This window comes from Paraperibacillus marinus (genome assembly GCF_046237605.1).
GTDB lineage: Bacteria > Bacillota > Bacilli > Bacillales > DSM-1321 > Paraperibacillus > Paraperibacillus marinus.
This window is the reverse complement of sequence record NZ_CP143542.1, coordinates 1,233,990-1,250,788: the sequence shown is the minus strand read 5'-3', so window position 1 is coordinate 1,250,788 and position 16,799 is coordinate 1,233,990. Positions and strand designations below refer to the sequence as shown.

The following is a 16,799-nucleotide window of genomic DNA, read 5'->3' as shown; positions in this document are numbered from 1 at the left end:
ACACCCTTTCCAAGCCTTGTCTACTAAATAGTATGACATTGCTAGAAAAAGTAGAACTCCGCCTTATCTCGTATAATAGCCAGTATTTCCCTGATCCACTGCTTGATGCAGCGCCGCATTCAATCCATTTGCTATAAGATTGGCCATATCTTTTATAAACACATCCACTTCCTTCGGTGTGACCATCAAATTATGGCCTATTGGGGCAAGGACTTCATAAATCAGCTTTCTTTTTTCCTCTTCGGGAAGTGTACCGATAATGCCCAGGAAGGTTTTCCTCTCCTCTTCACCCGGAAGGTCCTCTTCGGTCAGCTTAGGAGTATCGCCCATAGAAAAGCCTGCAGGGACAAGCGAACGGGATGGGCTTCCCCCTTCACGCATCTCCCGGCCGAAATGTTTCAGGATATAATCGATTGTATCACTCGTGATGGAGACTGCATCCACCACTGTGGGTACACCTATGGCAATAACCGGGATTCCCAGAGTCTCCTGGCTCAATTCCTTTCTTTTATTTCCGACCCCAGAGCCTGGATGGATGCCTGTATCCGATATCTGGATAGTAGAATTGACTCTTTCCACCGATCTTGCGGCAAGCGCATCGATGGCAATGATGAAGTCGGGATTAGTCTTTTTGATCACTCCGTCGATAATATCGCTTGTCTCTATTCCCGTAAGGCCCATCACTCCTGGGGAGATGGCACTCACAGGCCGGTATCCATCCTCGACCTGTCCCGGCTGAAGTTCAAACAGATGCCGGGTCACCAGCAGGTTTTCCACGACAGAAGGTCCCAGTGCGTCCGGTGTCACATTCCAATTCCCAAGTCCCACCACCAGACAGCTCGCATCTTCGGGGATATTCATCTGTTTCATATAATGTCCGAATTCATGGGCGAAAATGGAGCTCACCTTCTGCTGCAGGTCTGTATCCTGCTCCCTGATTCCCTGAACTTCCAATGTCAGATAGCTTCCCTGCTTTTTGCCGACCGTCTTTTCGCCGGCCTCCGTCACCTGAACGAGCGAAATCTCTATTCCATCCACATTCCGCTCCTTGATGATCACACCTTCAAGCTGGGAGATATTTTTTTCATCATGAACCAGCCTTTCAGTGAGGGCCATTTCTCTTGCCTCTACCGCAAGATCTGTCCTGACGTTATATTTACTAAGATCTAAGTTTTTTTCCATAGCTGCCTCCAGACATTTTTTGACTACAGGTATTTTTTCCGGATTTCTGTCTCTCATTCTCTATTTTTGCCTATGCGGCTCCAGTTTTATGAAAATAATTTATTTCTGCATAATCGCTTCAAAGAGTATTGCATTATAAAAATAAGTTTGATAAAATATCTTTTGTTGCATATTGTTATGTATTTGATAAATCGAGCTCATAGATATCTCGGTTTTAGTAGGAGGTGAACGGAATGCCAAACATTAAATCTGCTATTAAACGTGTTAGAACTAGCGAAGCAAGCAAGGCACAAAACATCACAGTCAAGTCTGCAACCCGTACTGCTGTGAAAAACGCTGAAACTTCAATTTCAGCCAACGATGCTAATGCTAAAGAAACACTAATTACAGCTGTTAAAAAGTTAGACAAAGCTGCATCTAAAGGACTTATCCATAAAAATGCGGCAGCCCGTAAAAAATCTCGTCTGACAAAGAGACTCAACTCTTTAAACGCGTAAAACGAACGATCCTTATGGGTCGTTTTTTTTTTGCCTCCATTCCTCCCCAGCAGGCAGGACTGCCTCATACATAGCTTTTCCTTCAAGAAAAAAAAGCCGGCAGCTCAAGCCAGCTTTAACAAGATAATTTCAATTGCCAGACGCTTATCGGCCTGACCGGTTTTTATTTGGTAATCAGCCTCGGCAAGTTGATAAATCAAATTCATCAGTTCTCGGTCGCTGAATTTGGCGGCCTTCTCCTGAGCAAGCTTCACCCTATACGGATGAACCTTGATCACCCCTGCTATTTTCTGCTGTCCATAACCAGCCCTAGAAAGCTCCTTTACTTGATACAAAAGCCGGATCTGCCCTGCCATGACAGCAAGAATCTTGATCGGTTCCTCATTCTGTCTCAGCAATTCATAATAAATCCGCAGTGCGTCCTCCACCCTTCTTTGAAGGATCCGGTCCACCAGGGTGAAGATATTCTGTTCAAACGACTTGGCAGTGAGCATTTCAACCATATCTCTCGTAATAAGATTTCCGCTTTCTGCATAGAGGGCAAGCTTTTCCACTTCATTGGAAAGCAGCATCAGGTTCGTGCCTGCAATTTCAATCAAAAGGTCTGCTGCATCTTCTTCAAACCCGGCTCCTGTCTGCTGGGCCCGGTCCCTGACCCACACCTTTAATTCCTGTTCACTCAGCTTCTTCGCCTCTACAATCGCCGCCTTCCGTTTAAGCTCCTTGGTGATTTTCCTGCGCTCATCCAATTTTTCATATGGAGCAGAAATCACCACGATGCTGTACGGCACCGGATCGGCGAGATAGGCTTCGAGCTTCGCAACATTATGCTCGACCTTTGACTTGTTCTTTTCCGCTGTCAGGAAAAAAGGATTCTGCAGTATCACAAGCTTCCGTTCCCCCATGAAGGGCAATGTTTCGATGTCTTCAAGTGCTGCTTCGACCGGCGTTTCTTCCAGATCAAAAACAGACAGATTGAAGTCCAGTTCGTCTTCTTCCAAAACATGACTGATCAATAACTGCTTTGTTTCATTAATAAGAAAAGCTTCTGTTCCATATAATAAGTATACTGGAGCAAACTGCCTGCGCTTTATATTTTTCCATACATCCAATACCATTTTTATCCGCCCCGATTATGTAAATAAATGAACATACTCTATATGGTATATTGGCTTTCCTGTTTTGACAAGCTTAAGGGGGAATCAGCCGGGGCCAATTCCCTTTTTATATGAACGCATGGACATAAGCGCCTAGGAAACCTTTGTTCATGCGGGATCTGGATGCGGCCGCCACTTGGCAGTGCGGGATTCTCTATACTACTATCTTTGCCCCCGGCTTTCTAAATATTTGTGACAACTCTTGTCAGTATAGGAAAAGGGTCTTGTGGATTTTTTGTATAACATCGCTTATACTAATTATTGGAACAGGAGGGGTAGAAATGAACGAGTTTGAAAAGAATATTACAAGCAAGCGCAATGATGCGGTCGATTCTGGTGTCGGATTCGCTGTATCTTTCGGATTTTTCGCAATCATGTTTATCATTGCTACCGTTTTTAAATTTGTTGGTTAATCCTTGCCGCGCTTAAAAATGAGAACGTTTTATTACGCTTAGGGACTGCCCGCATTGGGGCAGTCTCTTTTCGTCTCTTCATTTCCCTGCTAGTTTATGGCAGCATAACTGAAAAGGTGCCCTTCCCCCTAAAAAATTTATATGAAATGGCTCCATGGGTATCCGTTCGGAGAATGACCATGTTTTCCCTGTTTAGAATATCCAGCACTTCCTGGTGCGGGTGCCCGTACCGGTTATTTCGTCCTGAAGACAGAATGGAAACATCAGCATCCAATTTCTCTATGAACAGGGGTGCAGATGAATGCCTGCTTCCATGATGGCCCGCCTTTAAAACATCCGCCCGTATGGAAGGATAACGCCTCAGCAATCCCTCTTCCCCGCTTTTTCCCAAGTCGCCGGTGAACAGCCATCTTTTCCCTCCAATAACAGCATAAATAACGATGGAAGCTTCATTCGTGTTCCCCTCTTCGCCGCTTGCGCTGACAATATGGAATTGGTCCCTGCCCTCCGTCCATCTAAATCCTTCATTGACAGCAATTGTATTGATCCGCGGGAAATCCTTCAGCAGCTCCTCATAACCTTCCGCAGCACCGCCCGTGATCATGAGCTGCCTCACTTTTATCTCCTTTAGAACCGCTGCCGCACCTCCGATATGATCCTGATCGGGATGTGTAAGAATCAGTTTATCCAGGCTTGTAATTCCTTCAGCTTTTAAAAAAGGGACCACAATATCTTTTCCTGGATCAAACTTCCTGACCTTTTCCACCCATTTTTCCTCACTGAAAGTCATTTGTCCGCCGGTATCAATCAAATAAGTTCCTCTGCCCATCGGGAGCCGGATAAAGATAGAATCTCCCTGGCCTACATCCAGAAAAACAATCTTTCCATAAGGATTAAAATACTCACTAAAATATTGGAAACCTAAAAGAAGAAATAACAGGACCAAAGCCCTTTTCACTTTTTGAACCTTCTTCTGGTCCCAATAATTGAACACCAAGAAGATCAAAAGACTGAGGATGGAAATTACGATACCAGCCGGCTTTCCAATCAAGGCAGCCGCCAGCGGGAAAGCGGACGCTTTTTCCAGTACAATATTCATCCATTCAATGAGCTGGTCAAACAGGAAGATGAATCCCCCTGACAGCGCTGGATAAATGAGGAATGCAGAAAAGGCTGCTATGGACAGCGGAAGTGCCACAAATGAGAATAGGGGCACAAATAAAAGATTCATCCATAAACCGGCTATGGATACTTCATAAAAATGATGGAGCATAATAGGGACTGAACTCAAAAGGCTGATGAGGCTGATGAGGAATGAAGCTTTCAGCACGTGTTGTCCATGAGAGAGGATATTAACGGAGAGCAGCAGGGCAGCCGTCACAGTAAAGGAGAGCTGAAAACCTGCATCAAAAAGGCTGAAGGGCTGAAGGGCGAGCATAGCAAGAAAAGCCAGTGACAGGGTGTGCATTCCGGATAGATGAAATCCGAGTAATCTTGCCAGAAAAAATAAACCAGCCATCCCGCACGCTCTTACTACAGGCGGGGACATTCCAGTCATGACTGCATACACCGGGAGGAGAATTATCAGGATTATACTCATTTGATTCCTTGTCAGACCCGCCCTTATTCCTCCAATGAACAGGGCACCGGTAAGCAGGGCGACGTGAAGGCCTGAAATAGAAAGAAGGTGGACAATGCCAAGCTTCCTGTAGAGATTCGTGGTTTCTTCATGGATCAAGCGGTCTTCCCCGAATAACAGGGCAGCCGCAATCCCTGATCCTTCCCTGCTGAAATGCTTCTGCACTAAACGTATGCCTTCATAGCGCGCCTGACTGATCCTGTCAGTTAAACCCTGACTTTTTCGGGCGCATGACTGAAATTCCTGGACTTTCAATATCCAGTGGATGCCATGATGACTCAGATACTTCTGATAGTCGAAGGAATGGGGATTCCGGGCGGGATCGGGCTTTTCCAGCCGGCCGGACACCGTGCATTCCATGCCGATCACGTATGACTCCTCCATCCCTTTCTTCTCCAAAAGGGTTTGGAGCCGTTTTTTTACAATTACTGATTCGCCGCTTTTTATGCGGGCCGCTGTTGTGAAAGAATTTCCATCAATGAAGGGTGTTTCGGAGAAAATGAGGACGAATGTTTGGCCGGCAGGATCCAGGCTGCTCTTATTCAAGCTGTCCTGAACCAAATAATTCATGGTGAATAAAATAAATATTCCGGTTTGGATGGCTGCTGTTTTCCACGTTCCCTTCCAAAATAAAAAGGATAGATAGGCGGCTCCGCAGCATGCCGCCTTCCAGCCTGCCAATGACCAGGCCCCGCCTGCTGCTGCTGCAGTCAGGGCTGATAAAATCAGATTCATGTCAATCCCTGCCCATCCAAGGATTTTCAAGCACCAAAGTGGGTAACCTCGATATCCTTCAAAAAATAACTGTTCCACTTATTCGGGTAGGCATATCTATATACGATTCTTGCTATCCCTGATTGAGCAAGCGTCTTAGAGCACTTCTCACAGGATTCATGGGTTATGTACGCAGTCGCTCCTTTTAGATCATCACGCTTTGCATGAAGCACCGCATTCTCTTCTGCATGTACGCATCTGATGCACCGGCCATTATCATCCTTCAGGCAGCCGGCTTCCTCACAATGCTCATGGCCATGGATGGAACCATTATAACCGGTTGATACAATATGTTTATCTTTTACGATCACACAGCCTACCTTTAGGCGCTGGCATGTAGAACGTGTAGAAACTACATCAGCAATGTCTAAGAAATACTCATCCCAGCTCTTCCTCGTCATTTAGTCTGCCTCCAAGCATATTAAGATTCTTCTTCAAACAGTTTACATCTTCCATACACTTATTGCACTTTAATGCTCTCTTTCAGCTTCTCAAACGTTTTTTCCCCAATGCCGCTTATATTTTTTAAGTCTTCCGGTTTCTTAAACCCTCCTTCCTTCGTCCTGTATTCAATGATGGCGGCAGCCTTTGAAGGCCCGATGCCGGTCAGTGTCAATAACTCAGCCTCATCAGCCGTATTAATATTCACTTTTTCATCCCCTCCCGGAACAGATCCGCCTGCAGCACCTGGCATGGCAGCTGGTGCACTTCCAATTTCGGGAACAAAAATGACCATTTGATCAGATACTTCTTGTGCAAGGTTGACTTGATTCTGATCAGCTTTCTCCTTAAAGCCTCCTGCTTTTTCAATGAGATTGACTACCCGCTCTCCCGGCTGTGCCTCGTATACCCCAGGTTTTCTTACGGCACCTTTGACATCGGCCAATATGATTTTCTTTTCTGCCGCTTCAGCTTTTTCTCTGCCAGACTCAGTCTGTTCTTTCTCTCCCATGATTAAGGGGACAGGCTCGGCTGCTTGATCTGGTTTTAAATAAACAAATAAAAATAATACGAACAGCAGGATCCCACCGGCAATGAGGGCCGGCTTTTTATAAACCAGAAACTTTTCCAATTTGGATACCTCCATGATAGATGGCATACAGCCGGTTTTATTAACATACCATTTTTATGACATGCAAAAGGCGGGAAGGTGGTTTAAATAATGAAAATAGGAGTTATCGGTACTGGGAATATGGGGACGATTTTAATTGAGTCACTGCTGGCGGCCGGCGCCTGTCGGCCAGAGGATTTTGTCATCACGAACCGGACGAGGGCAAAAGCTGCCTCGCTTCAGGAAAGGTTCCCGGGAATAGCCATCGAAGAAAGCGGGGAGAGCACTGCCAGGAGGGCGGAACTGATTTTTATCTGCGTCAAGCCCCTGGATATACACGATGTACTCTTGAGAATCAAGCCGCAGCTCGGGAGCGAAAAATGTGTGGTTTCGATTACGAGCCCCATTTCGCCTGCTCAGCTGGAATCCGTTCTGGACTGTTCCTGTGCCAGGCTTATCCCAAGCATTACAAACCGGGCACTTTCCGGGGTTTCTTTAGTCAGCTTTGGTGTACAATGCGAGACGGCTTGGAAGGAAACCATTCTTTCCCTGGCTGGCCGGATCTCAATGCCGATAGCCATCCCGAATGAAGTCACACGGGCAGCTTCTGACATTGTCAGCTGCGGTCCTGCATTTTTCAGCTATCTGGCAAGGAGATTCATTGAAGGGGCATGTTCGGTATCCACCATCGATAAAGAAACGGCGACGATTCTGACAGAGAATATGCTTATAGGTCTCGGCGACTTATTGAAAAAGGGCTTTTACAGCCTGCCTGCACTGGAGGAGAAGGTGTGTGTCAAGGGGGGAATAACCGGAGAAGGTATAAATGTGATGGAAAAAGAGCTGGGGGATGTTTTTATTCACTTGTTTGAAGCTACCCACAGAAAGTTCAGCCATGAGCTGGAGAAGACCGAAGAGCAGTATAAGCTCCCCTATTCTCAATAATTCGCCGGCATTCTGAAGTTTCCTGCTGCAAAATAAAAAAAGGCCGCCTGATTCATAATCAGCGGCCCATTTCTATTTCTTCCTGGCGATAAATAAGATACGCTCCGCTTCCTCCGCATCTTTATTTTCATCAAGATCATATATCGTTTCCAACAGTTCAAATCCCAGCTTCTCCAGCCAGTCCAAGTATGTTTTTTCAGGATAAGTCCTTTGATAATGATGCTCATCAAACCTGTCATATTGACCTGTCGAAGGATCCAGCACAAAAAAACTGAGCTCATGATCAACACTGTAAGGTTCTGCTCCTTCAAAGCTGTTCCAGATATAAGAAATGTCTTCTTCATCATGAGTGAAGGCAGCATTATAAAAGATATGCTCAAGCTTGTATATGGAATGTACATCAAACATAAAAATGCCTTCCGGTTCGAGATGTTCATGGACGGAACGGAAAGCAGCCCTTACATCTTCAGGCTCCTTCAGATAATTCAGCGAATCACAGAAAATGACAGCCGCATGAAAACGTCCAAGCCCCTCAAGCTTGGACATATCCTGCTGGAAGAATGGAATATCCAGGTTTTTCCCGGACGCCTTTCCACTCGCGACGGACAGCATCTCATCTGATAAATCTACACCAGTTACCCGGTACCCTTCTTCTGCAAGCCTGATGGAAATTTCCCCTGTCCCGCAGGCAAGGTCAAGGACTTTTTGCCCCTTTACATGATAGCGATCCATCCTGTCCCTAAGGAAATCCACCCATTTTGAATACGGGACATCCTTCATCAGCTCATCATATAAATAGGCAAACTGCCCATAGCTCATTGTGAAAGCTCGCTCTCGATATCTTCCCGGGGAGCATCGCCCCAGAGGCGCTCAAGATTGTAATAGCCGCGTTCTTCCCGATGGAAAACATGGGCGATCACATCCCCCATATCGACCAATATCCACTTCGCCTCATCGAAGCCTTCCATCCTTCTGACCGTATATCCGCTCTCTTCCGCTTTTTCACGAAGTTCCCTGGCAATCGCCTGGACTTGTTTATCAGAACCGCCGTGGCAGATCAGGAAATAGTCGGCCACAAGCGAGATACCCTTCATATTTAAGACGATAATGTCTTCTGCCCTTTTATCGTCAGCTGCTTTTACTGCGGTTATCAATAACTCACGCTCTGTCATAAGCAGAATCCTCCTTGTTCATAATTAAATAATTGTACGCTTCAAATGTTTCAGGAAATATCGGCTGATTTTTCGTTAGCAGAAACATGATGGTATTCCGCATAGCTTCAATCACAGCACTATCCAGATCCCTTTCGGCTGTCTTCCTTACTTCATTTACTCCGGGAAAGTCACGGCCGGGCTCGATATAGTCCGCCAGGTAAATGATCTTATCAAGCAAGCTCATCCCAGCCCTTCCGGAAGTGTGAAACTTAATAGCATCGAGGATTTCCGGATCCTGAATTCCCGCTTCTTCCATCACAAGATAAGCACCAACGGGCGCATGCCATAGTTCAGGATGATACAGCAGGAGCTCTGGATCCATATTCTCATTTACCAGGATATTTTTCATTTCCTCTTTAGGGCGGAACTTGGCATAATCATGGAATATAGCAGCCAGTTCAGCTTTCCTGGGATCTGCTCCGTATTGTGCCGCCAGCCTTACAGCTGTGTCTGCCACTCCAAGGGTATGCTTATATCTTGCCGCCGTAATCTGATTTTCAACCAGCTGCAAAGCTGTTTTACGATCCATATAATCCATTCACCTCAATATATGAACGCACTTCCTCCGTAACCAGGTAACGAATCGGCCTGCCTTCTTTGATCCGTTCCCTGATTATGGAAGAAGAAAGTTCAATCTGCGGCATCTCTACCATTTTTACAGGATAAGGAGTTTCAATACTATGATTGGGGCGCCTCACTCCCGCAAACTGCACAAGCTTTACAAGTTCATCTATCTTATGCCATTTCGGCAGATACTCTATCATATCGGCACCGATTATGAAATAAAAAGCACTGTCTGGCTCAAGTTCTTTCAATTCTGCTATCGTATCATAGGTATAGGACAAACCTTCCCGGTTGAGTTCGATGCCTTCTGCCGATAAACCAGGATTTGTTTTAACCGCAAGCCTGACCATTTCAAGCCGGTCATCTGCCGCAGCCTGACCATTTTTCTTTTTGTGTGGCGGCACTGAATTAGGCATCAGCCTGACTTCATCCAGCTCAAGTGCCTCTCGTACCTCGTTTGCCACGATCAGATGGCCGATATGCGGCGGGTCGAAAGTTCCTCCGAGTATCCCTACTTTTTTCATGTCAGCGCGGCAGCTCAAGCTGCTTATTTTCCTTCGACTCTTTGTACAGGACGATCGTATTGCCGATAATCTGGACCAGCTCAGCACCGGTTCCTTTGACAAATTCCTGTGCAGCAGTGTCCTTGTCTTCGTCACTGTTTTGAAGGATGCTGACTTTAATCAGCTCACGTGCCTCCAGCGCTTCACCAATCTGTTTCACCATATTTTCATTTACCCCGCCTTTACCCACTTGGAAAATCGGGTTCAGATGGTGGGCTTTTGACCTTAAAAATCTTTTTTGTTTTCCTGTCAGCATTGTTTGCCTCCTAGCTTTCGTAATACAATATTCCTCATTGCTTCAGTATCGGGGTATATGCCAGTCCATATTTCAAAGGCAAGTGCTGCCTGATAAACAAACATATCGACTCCATTTTGGACGGCGGCCCCAAAGCTTCTGGCCTGTTTCAGAAATTCCGTCTCGAGCGGGTTATAAATAATATCACTTACAAGAACGCCGCCCTTAAGTCCGCCATCAATACGAAGGGGTACCTCATCTGTCAGCGGGCTCATTCCTGATGACGTCGTCTGGATAATGATATCATAGTCCCGCAAGCGTGTTCCGGCTTCTTCAAGTGACAGGGCCCTGGACTCCCCATTTCCATATGGACAGTCTTCAATAAGCGCCTCTGCCTTTGAAAGCGTCCGGTTGCCGATATCCGTCTGGAGAACACCATCCTTCATAAGGGTGAAAAATATGCCCCTGGCGGCCCCTCCGCTGCCAATCAAAAGGATTCTTCTGTCTGCAAGCGAGCCTCCGACCTTTTCTTTAAGGGCTCTGATATATCCAGGGCCGTCTGTATTATATCCAATAAGCCTGCCATCTTCGTTTTTAACCGTGTTTACAGCTCCGATTGTTCCTGCCAGACCATCCACTTCATCAAGATAGGGAATGATGGCTGTCTTGTGGGGAACGGTGACATTGAAACCGCCAATTCCGAGAGCCCTGGCGCCGCGGACTGCATCACCAAGGTGATCGGAAGTAACATGGAACAGCACATACTCAGACATGAGCGCGGCGCGGCTGAATGCATCGTTATGGATGTCCGGGGACATCGAATGCTTGATGGGATCCCCCATTACTCCGTACAGCTTTTTCATTTGCTCACCGCTTTATATTAGAGATTTTCGAAGGAGCACATTGACGCCCCTTGGTACATACGCCGTGACTTTTGCACCCGGTTCATTGACTGTTACCCAGCCAAGGCCGGAAAAGACGATATCGGTCTTGGCTTCCTTGATGGAAAGTTCATGCGGCACAAGATCCGGAAGTTCTTCAGAACTGTCCTTCCTCGGAGGAACAAGCAGACCGCCGGCATGGTTTTTGTAAAGCTCATCTGCTTTTTCAAGCTTTGTACGGTGGATTTCAAGATCATTGGACAGGTAGCAGGTAAACGACCTCCTGCCTCCGCTGATATAATCAAGCCTGGCCAGTCCGCCAAAGAAAAGGGTCTGCTCTTCATTGAGCTGAAAGATCCTGGCCTTGATTTCTTTTTTGGGTGTGATGGCCTTAAGGTCTCTCTTATCGATATGATGTGCCATCTGATGGTGATTGATGATTCCAGGAGTGTCAATCAGGCTCCTGCCGTCATCCAGTGGGATTTCTATCACATCAAGCGTCGTGCCGGGGAAATGAGAAGTGGTGATGATGTCACCCTCCCCTGTCACTTCTTTAATCATTCTATTAATAAAAGTAGATTTGCCTACATTTGTCGAGCCGACCACATAAACATCTTTTCCCTGCCGGTAATGTTCAATGGCTGCGGCGGCTTCCTTCATATTTTGGCCCTTTGCCGCGCTGACAAGCATGATGTCCACCGGCTTTAAGCCGAGTTCCTTAGCAGAGGCCTGCAGCCAATTGATCAGCTTATTATGCTTGACTGACTTTGGAAGCAGATCGAATTTATTGGCGATCAAGAGCACATCATTGCTTCCCGCAAACCGGTGGAGCCCGGGCAGCCAGCTTCCATTGAAATCAAAAATATCCACGATCTTAACAATCAGGGCATCCTTGCTGCCTATTCCATTCAAGATTTTCAAAAAATCGTCATCCGTAAGGGAGACGTCCTGCACTTCATTGTAATGCTTCAGTTTAAAGCACCTTTGGCAGACAATGGTTTCCTTATCCAATGATGAAGGCGGTGCATAGCCAAGCCCTTTTGGGTCCTCAGTCTGGATTTTGACTCCACATCCCACACATACATAATTTGTTTCGTTCAATTCTAATCCTCCCAATTTATCATGCCTTTCTTCCTGAACCATGATAGAATCCTGCGTTCAATTTTCCTGTTGAACCTTGTGATGAAACCGTCCGTCTGTGCTACGGGAACCACCAATATGGTCTTAAAGCCGTTTCTGTTTCCGCCGAAAACGTCCGTCAGGAGCTGATCGCCGATTACAACTGCCTCCTCGCGCTTGATGCCCATTTGATCTATTGCGCGGCGGAATGCCCTGCCCATAGGTTTCCTGGCTTGGAAAATAAATGGGATATTAAGAGGTTCCGAAAAACTGTTCACTCTTTTTTCATTATTATTAGAAACAATCGTCACCAGAATTCCATGTTTCTTCATATTTTCAAACCATTCTATCAGCTGAGGGGTGGCGCTCGGCCTGTCCCATTCAACCAGCGTATTATCCAGATCGGTGATGATTCCTTTGATTCCCTGAGCTTTTAACTTTTCAGGCGTTATATCCAGCACGCTCTTGGCGTGTTCGCTGGGAAGAAATGATTTTAGCAATATATTTGCACCTCAACGCTTTCCGAGAAATTTACCTTTTCCATCATAACCAATTTCATGACTCCTTTCAAAAAGAATTTAATAAAGAGCTCCCGGTGTGAAGCAAAATCATGGAGAAGCTGACTCTATGTCCATTCCCTTACATATGCTCCATAGAATAAAAACTTTTCGACAAAAACCGTCATAGCCCGCTTCTGTGGATAATTATATACACATTATACCCCTTTACAGGAGACAGGACTATTTTACTTGCTAACATATTAATCACAGTTTATCCACTCTGCACTGTGGATAAGAGAACGATTGTTCCAATAGCTTGATTTTGCTAAAGTTGGTTATATAACAAATAGACCTATCATATATGATCTCATCCTTACATTCATTCAAAAAATAATAATTATTTACCAGCCAGATTCCGCTGTCTCTCAAGATGGATAACCCTTGGGACGGCAGGCTGAAAAAATCTTTCTGGCAGGCTGCATCCCCAGAAAATCCAGCGTTCAATACTTTTCGTGGAGGTGACTGGCATACGCCATCTAAAATGAACAAGCTCTCAGATGATCTATTGATTGAATCCTATCACAAAGCCAGGGAATTGAAGCTCAGCCCGGATTTCATCCAGCTGATTGAATCTGAAATCAACAGGCGGACCCTGACCCACAAAATCAGGGCTTTCTCCTAGCCTGAGAGGCTGTTCCGAAATCCGGGACAGCCTTTTCCAGCTCTATTGATTTAAAGAGACATGATTATCGGTTATGAACCCGATTTCCTGTCCAACATGTACATCCATTGGGTAGGCAGCATCCGCAGAAGCCCGGAAAGTCCCCTTCTCAAACAACAGCACGACTGTCGATCCGAAGCTGAAGTATGCCAGCTCTTCCCCTTTTTGAATCTCTGTGTCTGAATGTGTAACAACAATGGAATTTACGAACATGGCGCCAACCTTCACAACTGCAGCAGAGCCTTTATCATGCTGGATTTCTGTGATGATCCGATAATTTTTGGAAAGCGTATCCCGGCCATATTTCATCCCCCAGGCATTAACCGGGTAAGACTTCTTCCCAAGGAGCCAGCGTTTCGTCACCTCTCCGGCCAAGGGACTGTGTATCCGGTGATAATGGCTCGGACTGAGATAAATCACCATATAGCTCCCTCCGATATACTTATGGAGCACCTCATTGTCACCCAGCATTTCTTCAATTGAATAAACCTTTCCCTTTACAGCGATATGTTTATCCGGCCTGACTTCACCTGTATCCTCCAGGATCCCGTCAACCGGGCTGACTACGGAACTCGTTCCGTCATGGATAATCCTTGCTCCCTCTTTCAGCTTTCGGATGAACAGATCATGCAGGGTAGGGAAATCTTTACTGTTTTTTTCCACTTCTTCAAGATTCAATTTGTATACCTTCACATATGCAGGTATCAAAAACCTGCTCCACTTTGATTGGGCAAAGCGCTTTAAGGCACCGGATGTGATCCGGCCATTTGTAAGCTCAATCAGCACTCTATAGAATGACTTTAATATCAAGGATGGTTCCTCCCGATTCGAAAATAGTCCTTTACCTTTTGGCATAAAAGGAATAAAATAAAATATTATTATATAACAAATATTAGGGTGATTTCCATCATCACGTATGATTTTAAGGAGTGAAGAGCTTGTTTTTATCCGGCGTACTCGATTTAACCATAAAAAAAATCAAATCCCAGACTGCTAATGTTTTAACACTGATCAACTTATCCCTTGGCGGGTTTTCTATAATCTCTGTTCTTCAGGGAGAGCTGAACCTGGCTCTTCTATTAATATTTCTTGCGGCTCTTGCTGACCGTTTCGATGGAATGGTCGCCCGTATGCTGCACTCTGAATCGGAGCTCGGCAAGCAGCTGGACTCTATGTGTGACATCATTTCCTTTGGGGCAGCCCCGGCACTCCTTCTATATCAGGGCATCATTTCCGACTTTGGCGCTCCTGGCTCATTTTTTACAGTCCTTTATATTGGCTGCGGGGCATTCCGGCTTGCGAAATTTAATATAAGTGAAAACAATGGCTACTTTACCGGCCTTCCCATCACAGCCGCAGGATGTCTTTTGACACTCAGCTTCCTGGCGGTTCCCCATGTACCCTCCGTCTGGCTTCTATTCTTGATGATTATATTATCATTCTTAATGATCAGTCCATTCAAACTTAAGAAAATATAGCTGCCAGCCCAAAAAAACAGACTTCCTGCGAAGTCTGTTTTTTCATCAATGGACTTTTGCTTCGGTGAGCTCCAGGAATTCCTCTACATCCTTCATGCACATGGCGACCGCATCATCCCAGAACCCGCGCTTGGTAAGATCGACGCCTAAGTGTTTCCGGGCGAGGTCCTCAACCTTCATTGAGCCTGTGTCCTGCAGCAGCTTCATGTATTTATGTTCGAATTGCTCGCCTTCATCCATTGCTTTTTTATAGATGCCGAGCGAGAACAGATAGCCGAATGTATAAGGGAAGTTATAGAATGGCACACCTGTGATGAAGAAATGGAGTTTTGACGCCCAGAATTCAGGATGGTACTCTTCAAGTGCTCCTGCATAGGCTTCTTTTTGCGCGTTTTCCATTAGTTCATTCAGTCTGGCAGCTCCAACTACACCTTTTTTACGTTCTTCATAGAAGGCTGTTTCAAACAGGAACCTTGCATGAATATTCATCAGCAGGGCAACAGTCCTCTGTATTTTATCCTCGAGCAGGGCAAGGCGCTCTTCGGCACTTCCCGCTTCACGCACTGCAGCATCCGCCACAATCAGCTCTGCAAAGGTCGAGGCAGTTTCTGCGACGTTCATGGCATAAGCCCTGTTCAGGAAGTGGGAATCCTTGAGTGCATAAGAGTGAAATGCATGCCCCAGCTCATGTGCCAGCGTCGAAACATTTGATGGAGTACCGGAATAAGTCATAAAAATGCGTGACTGGCTGCTCTCGGGAAACCCAGTGCAAAATCCGCCGGGAGCTTTGTCTTCGCGGTCTTCAGCTTCTATCCAGCTCTCTTCAAATGCCTTTTTTGTAAAGCCGGCAAGCTCCTTGCCGAACTTTGAGAACTGCTTCAGGATAAAATCCGCTCCTTCCTGATAGGGCATTACTTCAGCTGATTCTGCCAGCGGGGCATCAAGATCATACCAGCTCAGTTTTTCTACCCCAAGCAGCTCAGCCTTCCGCTTCAGGTATTGCACCAGTGGAGCCTTCTGCTCAGCGATCGCGCTCCACATGCTATGTAAAGTTTCCTTGCTCATCCTGTTATACTCGAGCGGCTCTTTCAGGACATCGTCCCAGCCCCTCTTTTGATATACACTGAGCCTGAACCCGGATAGGTGATTAAGCGTACCCGCGAATAAATCCGCTTTTTCTGACCAGGCTTTCTCCCAGCTTCTGAAAACCTCCTGCCGCACTGTCCGGTCTGGATCAGAAAATTTATTGAAAGCCTGCCCTACAGACAGTTCCTTCGTTTGTCCTTTTTCTTCCACCGCGACCTTAACAGAGCTGACCAGGACATCATACATCTGTCCCCAGCCATGGTAGCCGTCAACCGCAAGCTGGCTGATGAGTGCTTCCTCCTCGACAGAAAGCTTATCCATCACTTTCTCCCTGCGTTCCTCGAGCACAAAGCGCAGCTCACTCAATTCCTTGTCCTTCAGCACGGTCTGGAAGAATTGCTCATCAAGCTTCGCAAGCTTTACATCAAACCCGTTCAGGGCAATGGAGAACTCAGCGCTTAAGCCCGTGATTTTCACCCGGTGCTCCCTTGCCCTGGCATCCTTTGTATTCTGTGCTTCAAGGCAGCTGACGAATGCGCCTGCCTGACGCATGCTTGCCCCTATCTCTGTAAACCGGCCAAGAATATGCTTGATGATATCTGTATCTTTTGCCTCAGACGATGGGTTCCATTCCGCAACAAGGCTTCTGAACTCTGCAAGGCTTTTGTCCAGCCTGCTGAGATGCCCGGCAAATTCCTGGGAATCGCTTCCGCCATCAAAAAACACATCTAAATCCCATGTTAAAGAATAGTTCATAATTCGTACCCCCTTTTCATTCTA

The 16,799-nt window shown here is 46.1% G+C and carries 20 protein-coding genes; 5 read left to right on the top strand and 15 right to left on the bottom strand.

What is annotated here, in order from left to right; genetic code table 11:
• Positions 1–63: 63 nt before the first annotated feature.
• Positions 64–1,182, bottom strand: a complete 1,119-nt coding sequence (gene gpr / locus V1498_RS06250; RefSeq protein WP_409297582.1) for a GPR endopeptidase — start codon at positions 1,180–1,182, stop codon at positions 64–66.
• 233 nt (positions 1,183–1,415) lie between these two features.
• Here gpr and rpsT point away from each other — a divergent pair, with 233 nt between their 5' ends.
• A complete protein-coding gene (gene rpsT, locus V1498_RS06245; protein WP_409289377.1) occupies positions 1,416–1,679 on the top strand; it encodes a 30S ribosomal protein S20 in 264 nt (87 codons plus the stop codon).
• Positions 1,680–1,783: 104 nt separating this feature from the next.
• Here the strand turns inward: rpsT and holA are convergent, their stop codons facing one another.
• Positions 1,784–2,797: a DNA polymerase III subunit delta gene (gene holA, locus V1498_RS06240; RefSeq protein ID WP_409297580.1), complete on the bottom strand. Its 1,014-nt coding sequence runs from the start codon at positions 2,795–2,797 to the stop codon at positions 1,784–1,786.
• A 320-nt stretch (positions 2,798–3,117) separates the two neighbouring features.
• Here holA and V1498_RS06235 point away from each other — a divergent pair, with 320 nt between their 5' ends.
• Positions 3,118–3,249: a YqzM family protein gene (locus V1498_RS06235; protein WP_409289379.1), complete on the top strand. Its 132-nt coding sequence runs from the start codon at positions 3,118–3,120 to the stop codon at positions 3,247–3,249.
• 94 nt (positions 3,250–3,343) lie between these two features.
• On the opposite strand, the gene V1498_RS06230 is transcribed toward V1498_RS06235, so the two are convergent.
• The 3 genes from V1498_RS06230 to V1498_RS06220 are packed head-to-tail and all read right to left on the bottom strand — an operon-like array spanning position 3,344 to position 6,734.
• Positions 3,344–5,623 carry a DNA internalization-related competence protein ComEC/Rec2 gene (locus V1498_RS06230; RefSeq protein ID WP_409297578.1) on the bottom strand — a complete coding sequence of 760 codons (2,280 nt, stop codon included), beginning with the start codon at positions 5,621–5,623 and terminating at the stop codon, positions 3,344–3,346.
• A 26-nt stretch (positions 5,624–5,649) separates the two neighbouring features.
• Complete coding sequence (locus tag V1498_RS06225; protein WP_409297577.1) at positions 5,650–6,063, bottom strand: deoxycytidylate deaminase; 414 nt, start codon at positions 6,061–6,063, stop codon at positions 5,650–5,652.
• A 59-nt stretch (positions 6,064–6,122) separates the two neighbouring features.
• Positions 6,123–6,734: a helix-hairpin-helix domain-containing protein gene (locus V1498_RS06220; protein ID WP_409297575.1), complete on the bottom strand. Its 612-nt coding sequence runs from the start codon at positions 6,732–6,734 to the stop codon at positions 6,123–6,125.
• Positions 6,735–6,824: 90 nt separating this feature from the next.
• Here V1498_RS06220 and comER point away from each other — a divergent pair, with 90 nt between their 5' ends.
• Positions 6,825–7,658 carry a late competence protein ComER gene (gene comER, locus V1498_RS06215; RefSeq protein ID WP_409297573.1) on the top strand — a complete coding sequence of 278 codons (834 nt, stop codon included), beginning with the start codon at positions 6,825–6,827 and terminating at the stop codon, positions 7,656–7,658.
• 72 nt (positions 7,659–7,730) lie between these two features.
• On the opposite strand, the gene V1498_RS06210 is transcribed toward comER, so the two are convergent.
• The 8 genes from V1498_RS06210 to V1498_RS06175 are packed head-to-tail and all read right to left on the bottom strand — an operon-like array spanning position 7,731 to position 12,734.
• On the bottom strand, positions 7,731–8,477 hold the full coding sequence (locus V1498_RS06210) for a class I SAM-dependent DNA methyltransferase (protein ID WP_409297572.1): 747 nt from the start codon (positions 8,475–8,477) through the stop codon (positions 7,731–7,733).
• Entirely contained in the window at positions 8,474–8,830 is a 357-nt protein-coding gene (gene rsfS, locus V1498_RS06205; RefSeq protein ID WP_409297571.1) for a ribosome silencing factor, read from the bottom strand. The genes V1498_RS06210 and rsfS overlap by 4 nt, the downstream gene beginning before the upstream one ends.
• Positions 8,817–9,401, bottom strand: a complete 585-nt coding sequence (gene yqeK, locus V1498_RS06200) for a bis(5'-nucleosyl)-tetraphosphatase (symmetrical) YqeK (protein ID WP_409297569.1) — start codon at positions 9,399–9,401, stop codon at positions 8,817–8,819. The genes rsfS and yqeK overlap by 14 nt, the downstream gene beginning before the upstream one ends.
• A complete protein-coding gene (locus tag V1498_RS06195) occupies positions 9,391–9,960 on the bottom strand; it encodes a nicotinate-nucleotide adenylyltransferase (protein WP_409297567.1) in 570 nt (189 codons plus the stop codon). Before V1498_RS06195 ends, yqeK begins: the two co-directional genes overlap by 11 nt.
• Before the next feature lies 1 nt (position 9,961).
• A complete protein-coding gene (gene yhbY / locus V1498_RS06190; protein ID WP_409297566.1) occupies positions 9,962–10,255 on the bottom strand; it encodes a ribosome assembly RNA-binding protein YhbY in 294 nt (97 codons plus the stop codon).
• Positions 10,249–11,097 (bottom strand): shikimate dehydrogenase, encoded by an 849-nt coding sequence (aroE, locus tag V1498_RS06185; protein WP_409297564.1) that lies wholly within the window; start codon positions 11,095–11,097, stop codon positions 10,249–10,251. Before aroE ends, yhbY begins: the two co-directional genes overlap by 7 nt.
• A 12-nt stretch (positions 11,098–11,109) precedes the next feature.
• The gene (gene yqeH, locus V1498_RS06180; RefSeq protein ID WP_409297563.1) at positions 11,110–12,216 is read right to left on the bottom strand and encodes a ribosome biogenesis GTPase YqeH; all 1,107 of its coding nucleotides are present in this window, start codon (positions 12,214–12,216) and stop codon (positions 11,110–11,112) included.
• 2 nt (positions 12,217–12,218) lie between these two features.
• The gene (locus V1498_RS06175; RefSeq protein ID WP_409297561.1) at positions 12,219–12,734 is read right to left on the bottom strand and encodes a YqeG family HAD IIIA-type phosphatase; all 516 of its coding nucleotides are present in this window, start codon (positions 12,732–12,734) and stop codon (positions 12,219–12,221) included.
• 541 nt (positions 12,735–13,275) lie between these two features.
• Between V1498_RS06175 and V1498_RS06170 the strand changes: the two genes are divergently transcribed.
• The gene (locus V1498_RS06170) at positions 13,276–13,416 is read left to right on the top strand and encodes a sporulation histidine kinase inhibitor Sda (protein ID WP_409289401.1); all 141 of its coding nucleotides are present in this window, start codon (positions 13,276–13,278) and stop codon (positions 13,414–13,416) included.
• A 42-nt stretch (positions 13,417–13,458) separates the two neighbouring features.
• Here the strand turns inward: V1498_RS06170 and V1498_RS06165 are convergent, their stop codons facing one another.
• Positions 13,459–14,262 carry a phosphatidylserine decarboxylase gene (locus tag V1498_RS06165; protein ID WP_409299173.1) on the bottom strand — a complete coding sequence of 268 codons (804 nt, stop codon included), beginning with the start codon at positions 14,260–14,262 and terminating at the stop codon, positions 13,459–13,461.
• A gap of 131 nt (positions 14,263–14,393) precedes the next feature.
• Here V1498_RS06165 and pssA point away from each other — a divergent pair, with 131 nt between their 5' ends.
• On the top strand, positions 14,394–14,933 hold the full coding sequence (gene pssA, locus V1498_RS06160; RefSeq protein ID WP_409297560.1) for a CDP-diacylglycerol--serine O-phosphatidyltransferase: 540 nt from the start codon (positions 14,394–14,396) through the stop codon (positions 14,931–14,933).
• A gap of 45 nt (positions 14,934–14,978) precedes the next feature.
• Here the strand turns inward: pssA and V1498_RS06155 are convergent, their stop codons facing one another.
• The gene (locus V1498_RS06155) at positions 14,979–16,775 is read right to left on the bottom strand and encodes a M3 family oligoendopeptidase (RefSeq protein ID WP_409297558.1); all 1,797 of its coding nucleotides are present in this window, start codon (positions 16,773–16,775) and stop codon (positions 14,979–14,981) included.
• Positions 16,776–16,799 lie beyond the last annotated feature (24 nt).

Bases quoted from the DNA above. Each gene is read 5' to 3' on its own strand.
- holA (WP_409297580.1), bottom strand. From the start codon at position 2,797: ATGGTATTGGATGTATGGAAAAATATAAAGCGCAGGCAGTTTGCTCCA.
- V1498_RS06230 (WP_409297578.1), bottom strand. From the start codon at position 5,623: ATGAATCTGATTTTATCAGCCCTGACTGCAGCAGCAGCAGGCGGGGCC.
- aroE (WP_409297564.1), bottom strand. From the start codon at position 11,097: ATGAAAAAGCTGTACGGAGTAATGGGGGATCCCATCAAGCATTCGATG.
- V1498_RS06225 (WP_409297577.1), bottom strand. From the start codon at position 6,063: ATGACGAGGAAGAGCTGGGATGAGTATTTCTTAGACATTGCTGATGTA.
- V1498_RS06195 (WP_409297567.1), bottom strand. From the start codon at position 9,960: ATGAAAAAAGTAGGGATACTCGGAGGAACTTTCGACCCGCCGCATATC.
- V1498_RS06235 (WP_409289379.1), top strand. From the start codon at position 3,118: ATGAACGAGTTTGAAAAGAATATTACAAGCAAGCGCAATGATGCGGTC.
- gpr (WP_409297582.1), bottom strand. From the start codon at position 1,182: ATGGAAAAAAACTTAGATCTTAGTAAATATAACGTCAGGACAGATCTT.
- rsfS (WP_409297571.1), bottom strand. From the start codon at position 8,830: ATGACAGAGCGTGAGTTATTGATAACCGCAGTAAAAGCAGCTGACGAT.
- rpsT (WP_409289377.1), top strand. From the start codon at position 1,416: ATGCCAAACATTAAATCTGCTATTAAACGTGTTAGAACTAGCGAAGCA.
- yhbY (WP_409297566.1), bottom strand. From the start codon at position 10,255: ATGCTGACAGGAAAACAAAAAAGATTTTTAAGGTCAAAAGCCCACCAT.
- V1498_RS06210 (WP_409297572.1), bottom strand. From the start codon at position 8,477: ATGAGCTATGGGCAGTTTGCCTATTTATATGATGAGCTGATGAAGGAT.
- yqeK (WP_409297569.1), bottom strand. From the start codon at position 9,401: ATGGATCGTAAAACAGCTTTGCAGCTGGTTGAAAATCAGATTACGGCG.
- V1498_RS06170 (WP_409289401.1), top strand. From the start codon at position 13,276: ATGAACAAGCTCTCAGATGATCTATTGATTGAATCCTATCACAAAGCC.
- V1498_RS06155 (WP_409297558.1), bottom strand. From the start codon at position 16,775: ATGAACTATTCTTTAACATGGGATTTAGATGTGTTTTTTGATGGCGGA.
- comER (WP_409297573.1), top strand. From the start codon at position 6,825: ATGAAAATAGGAGTTATCGGTACTGGGAATATGGGGACGATTTTAATT.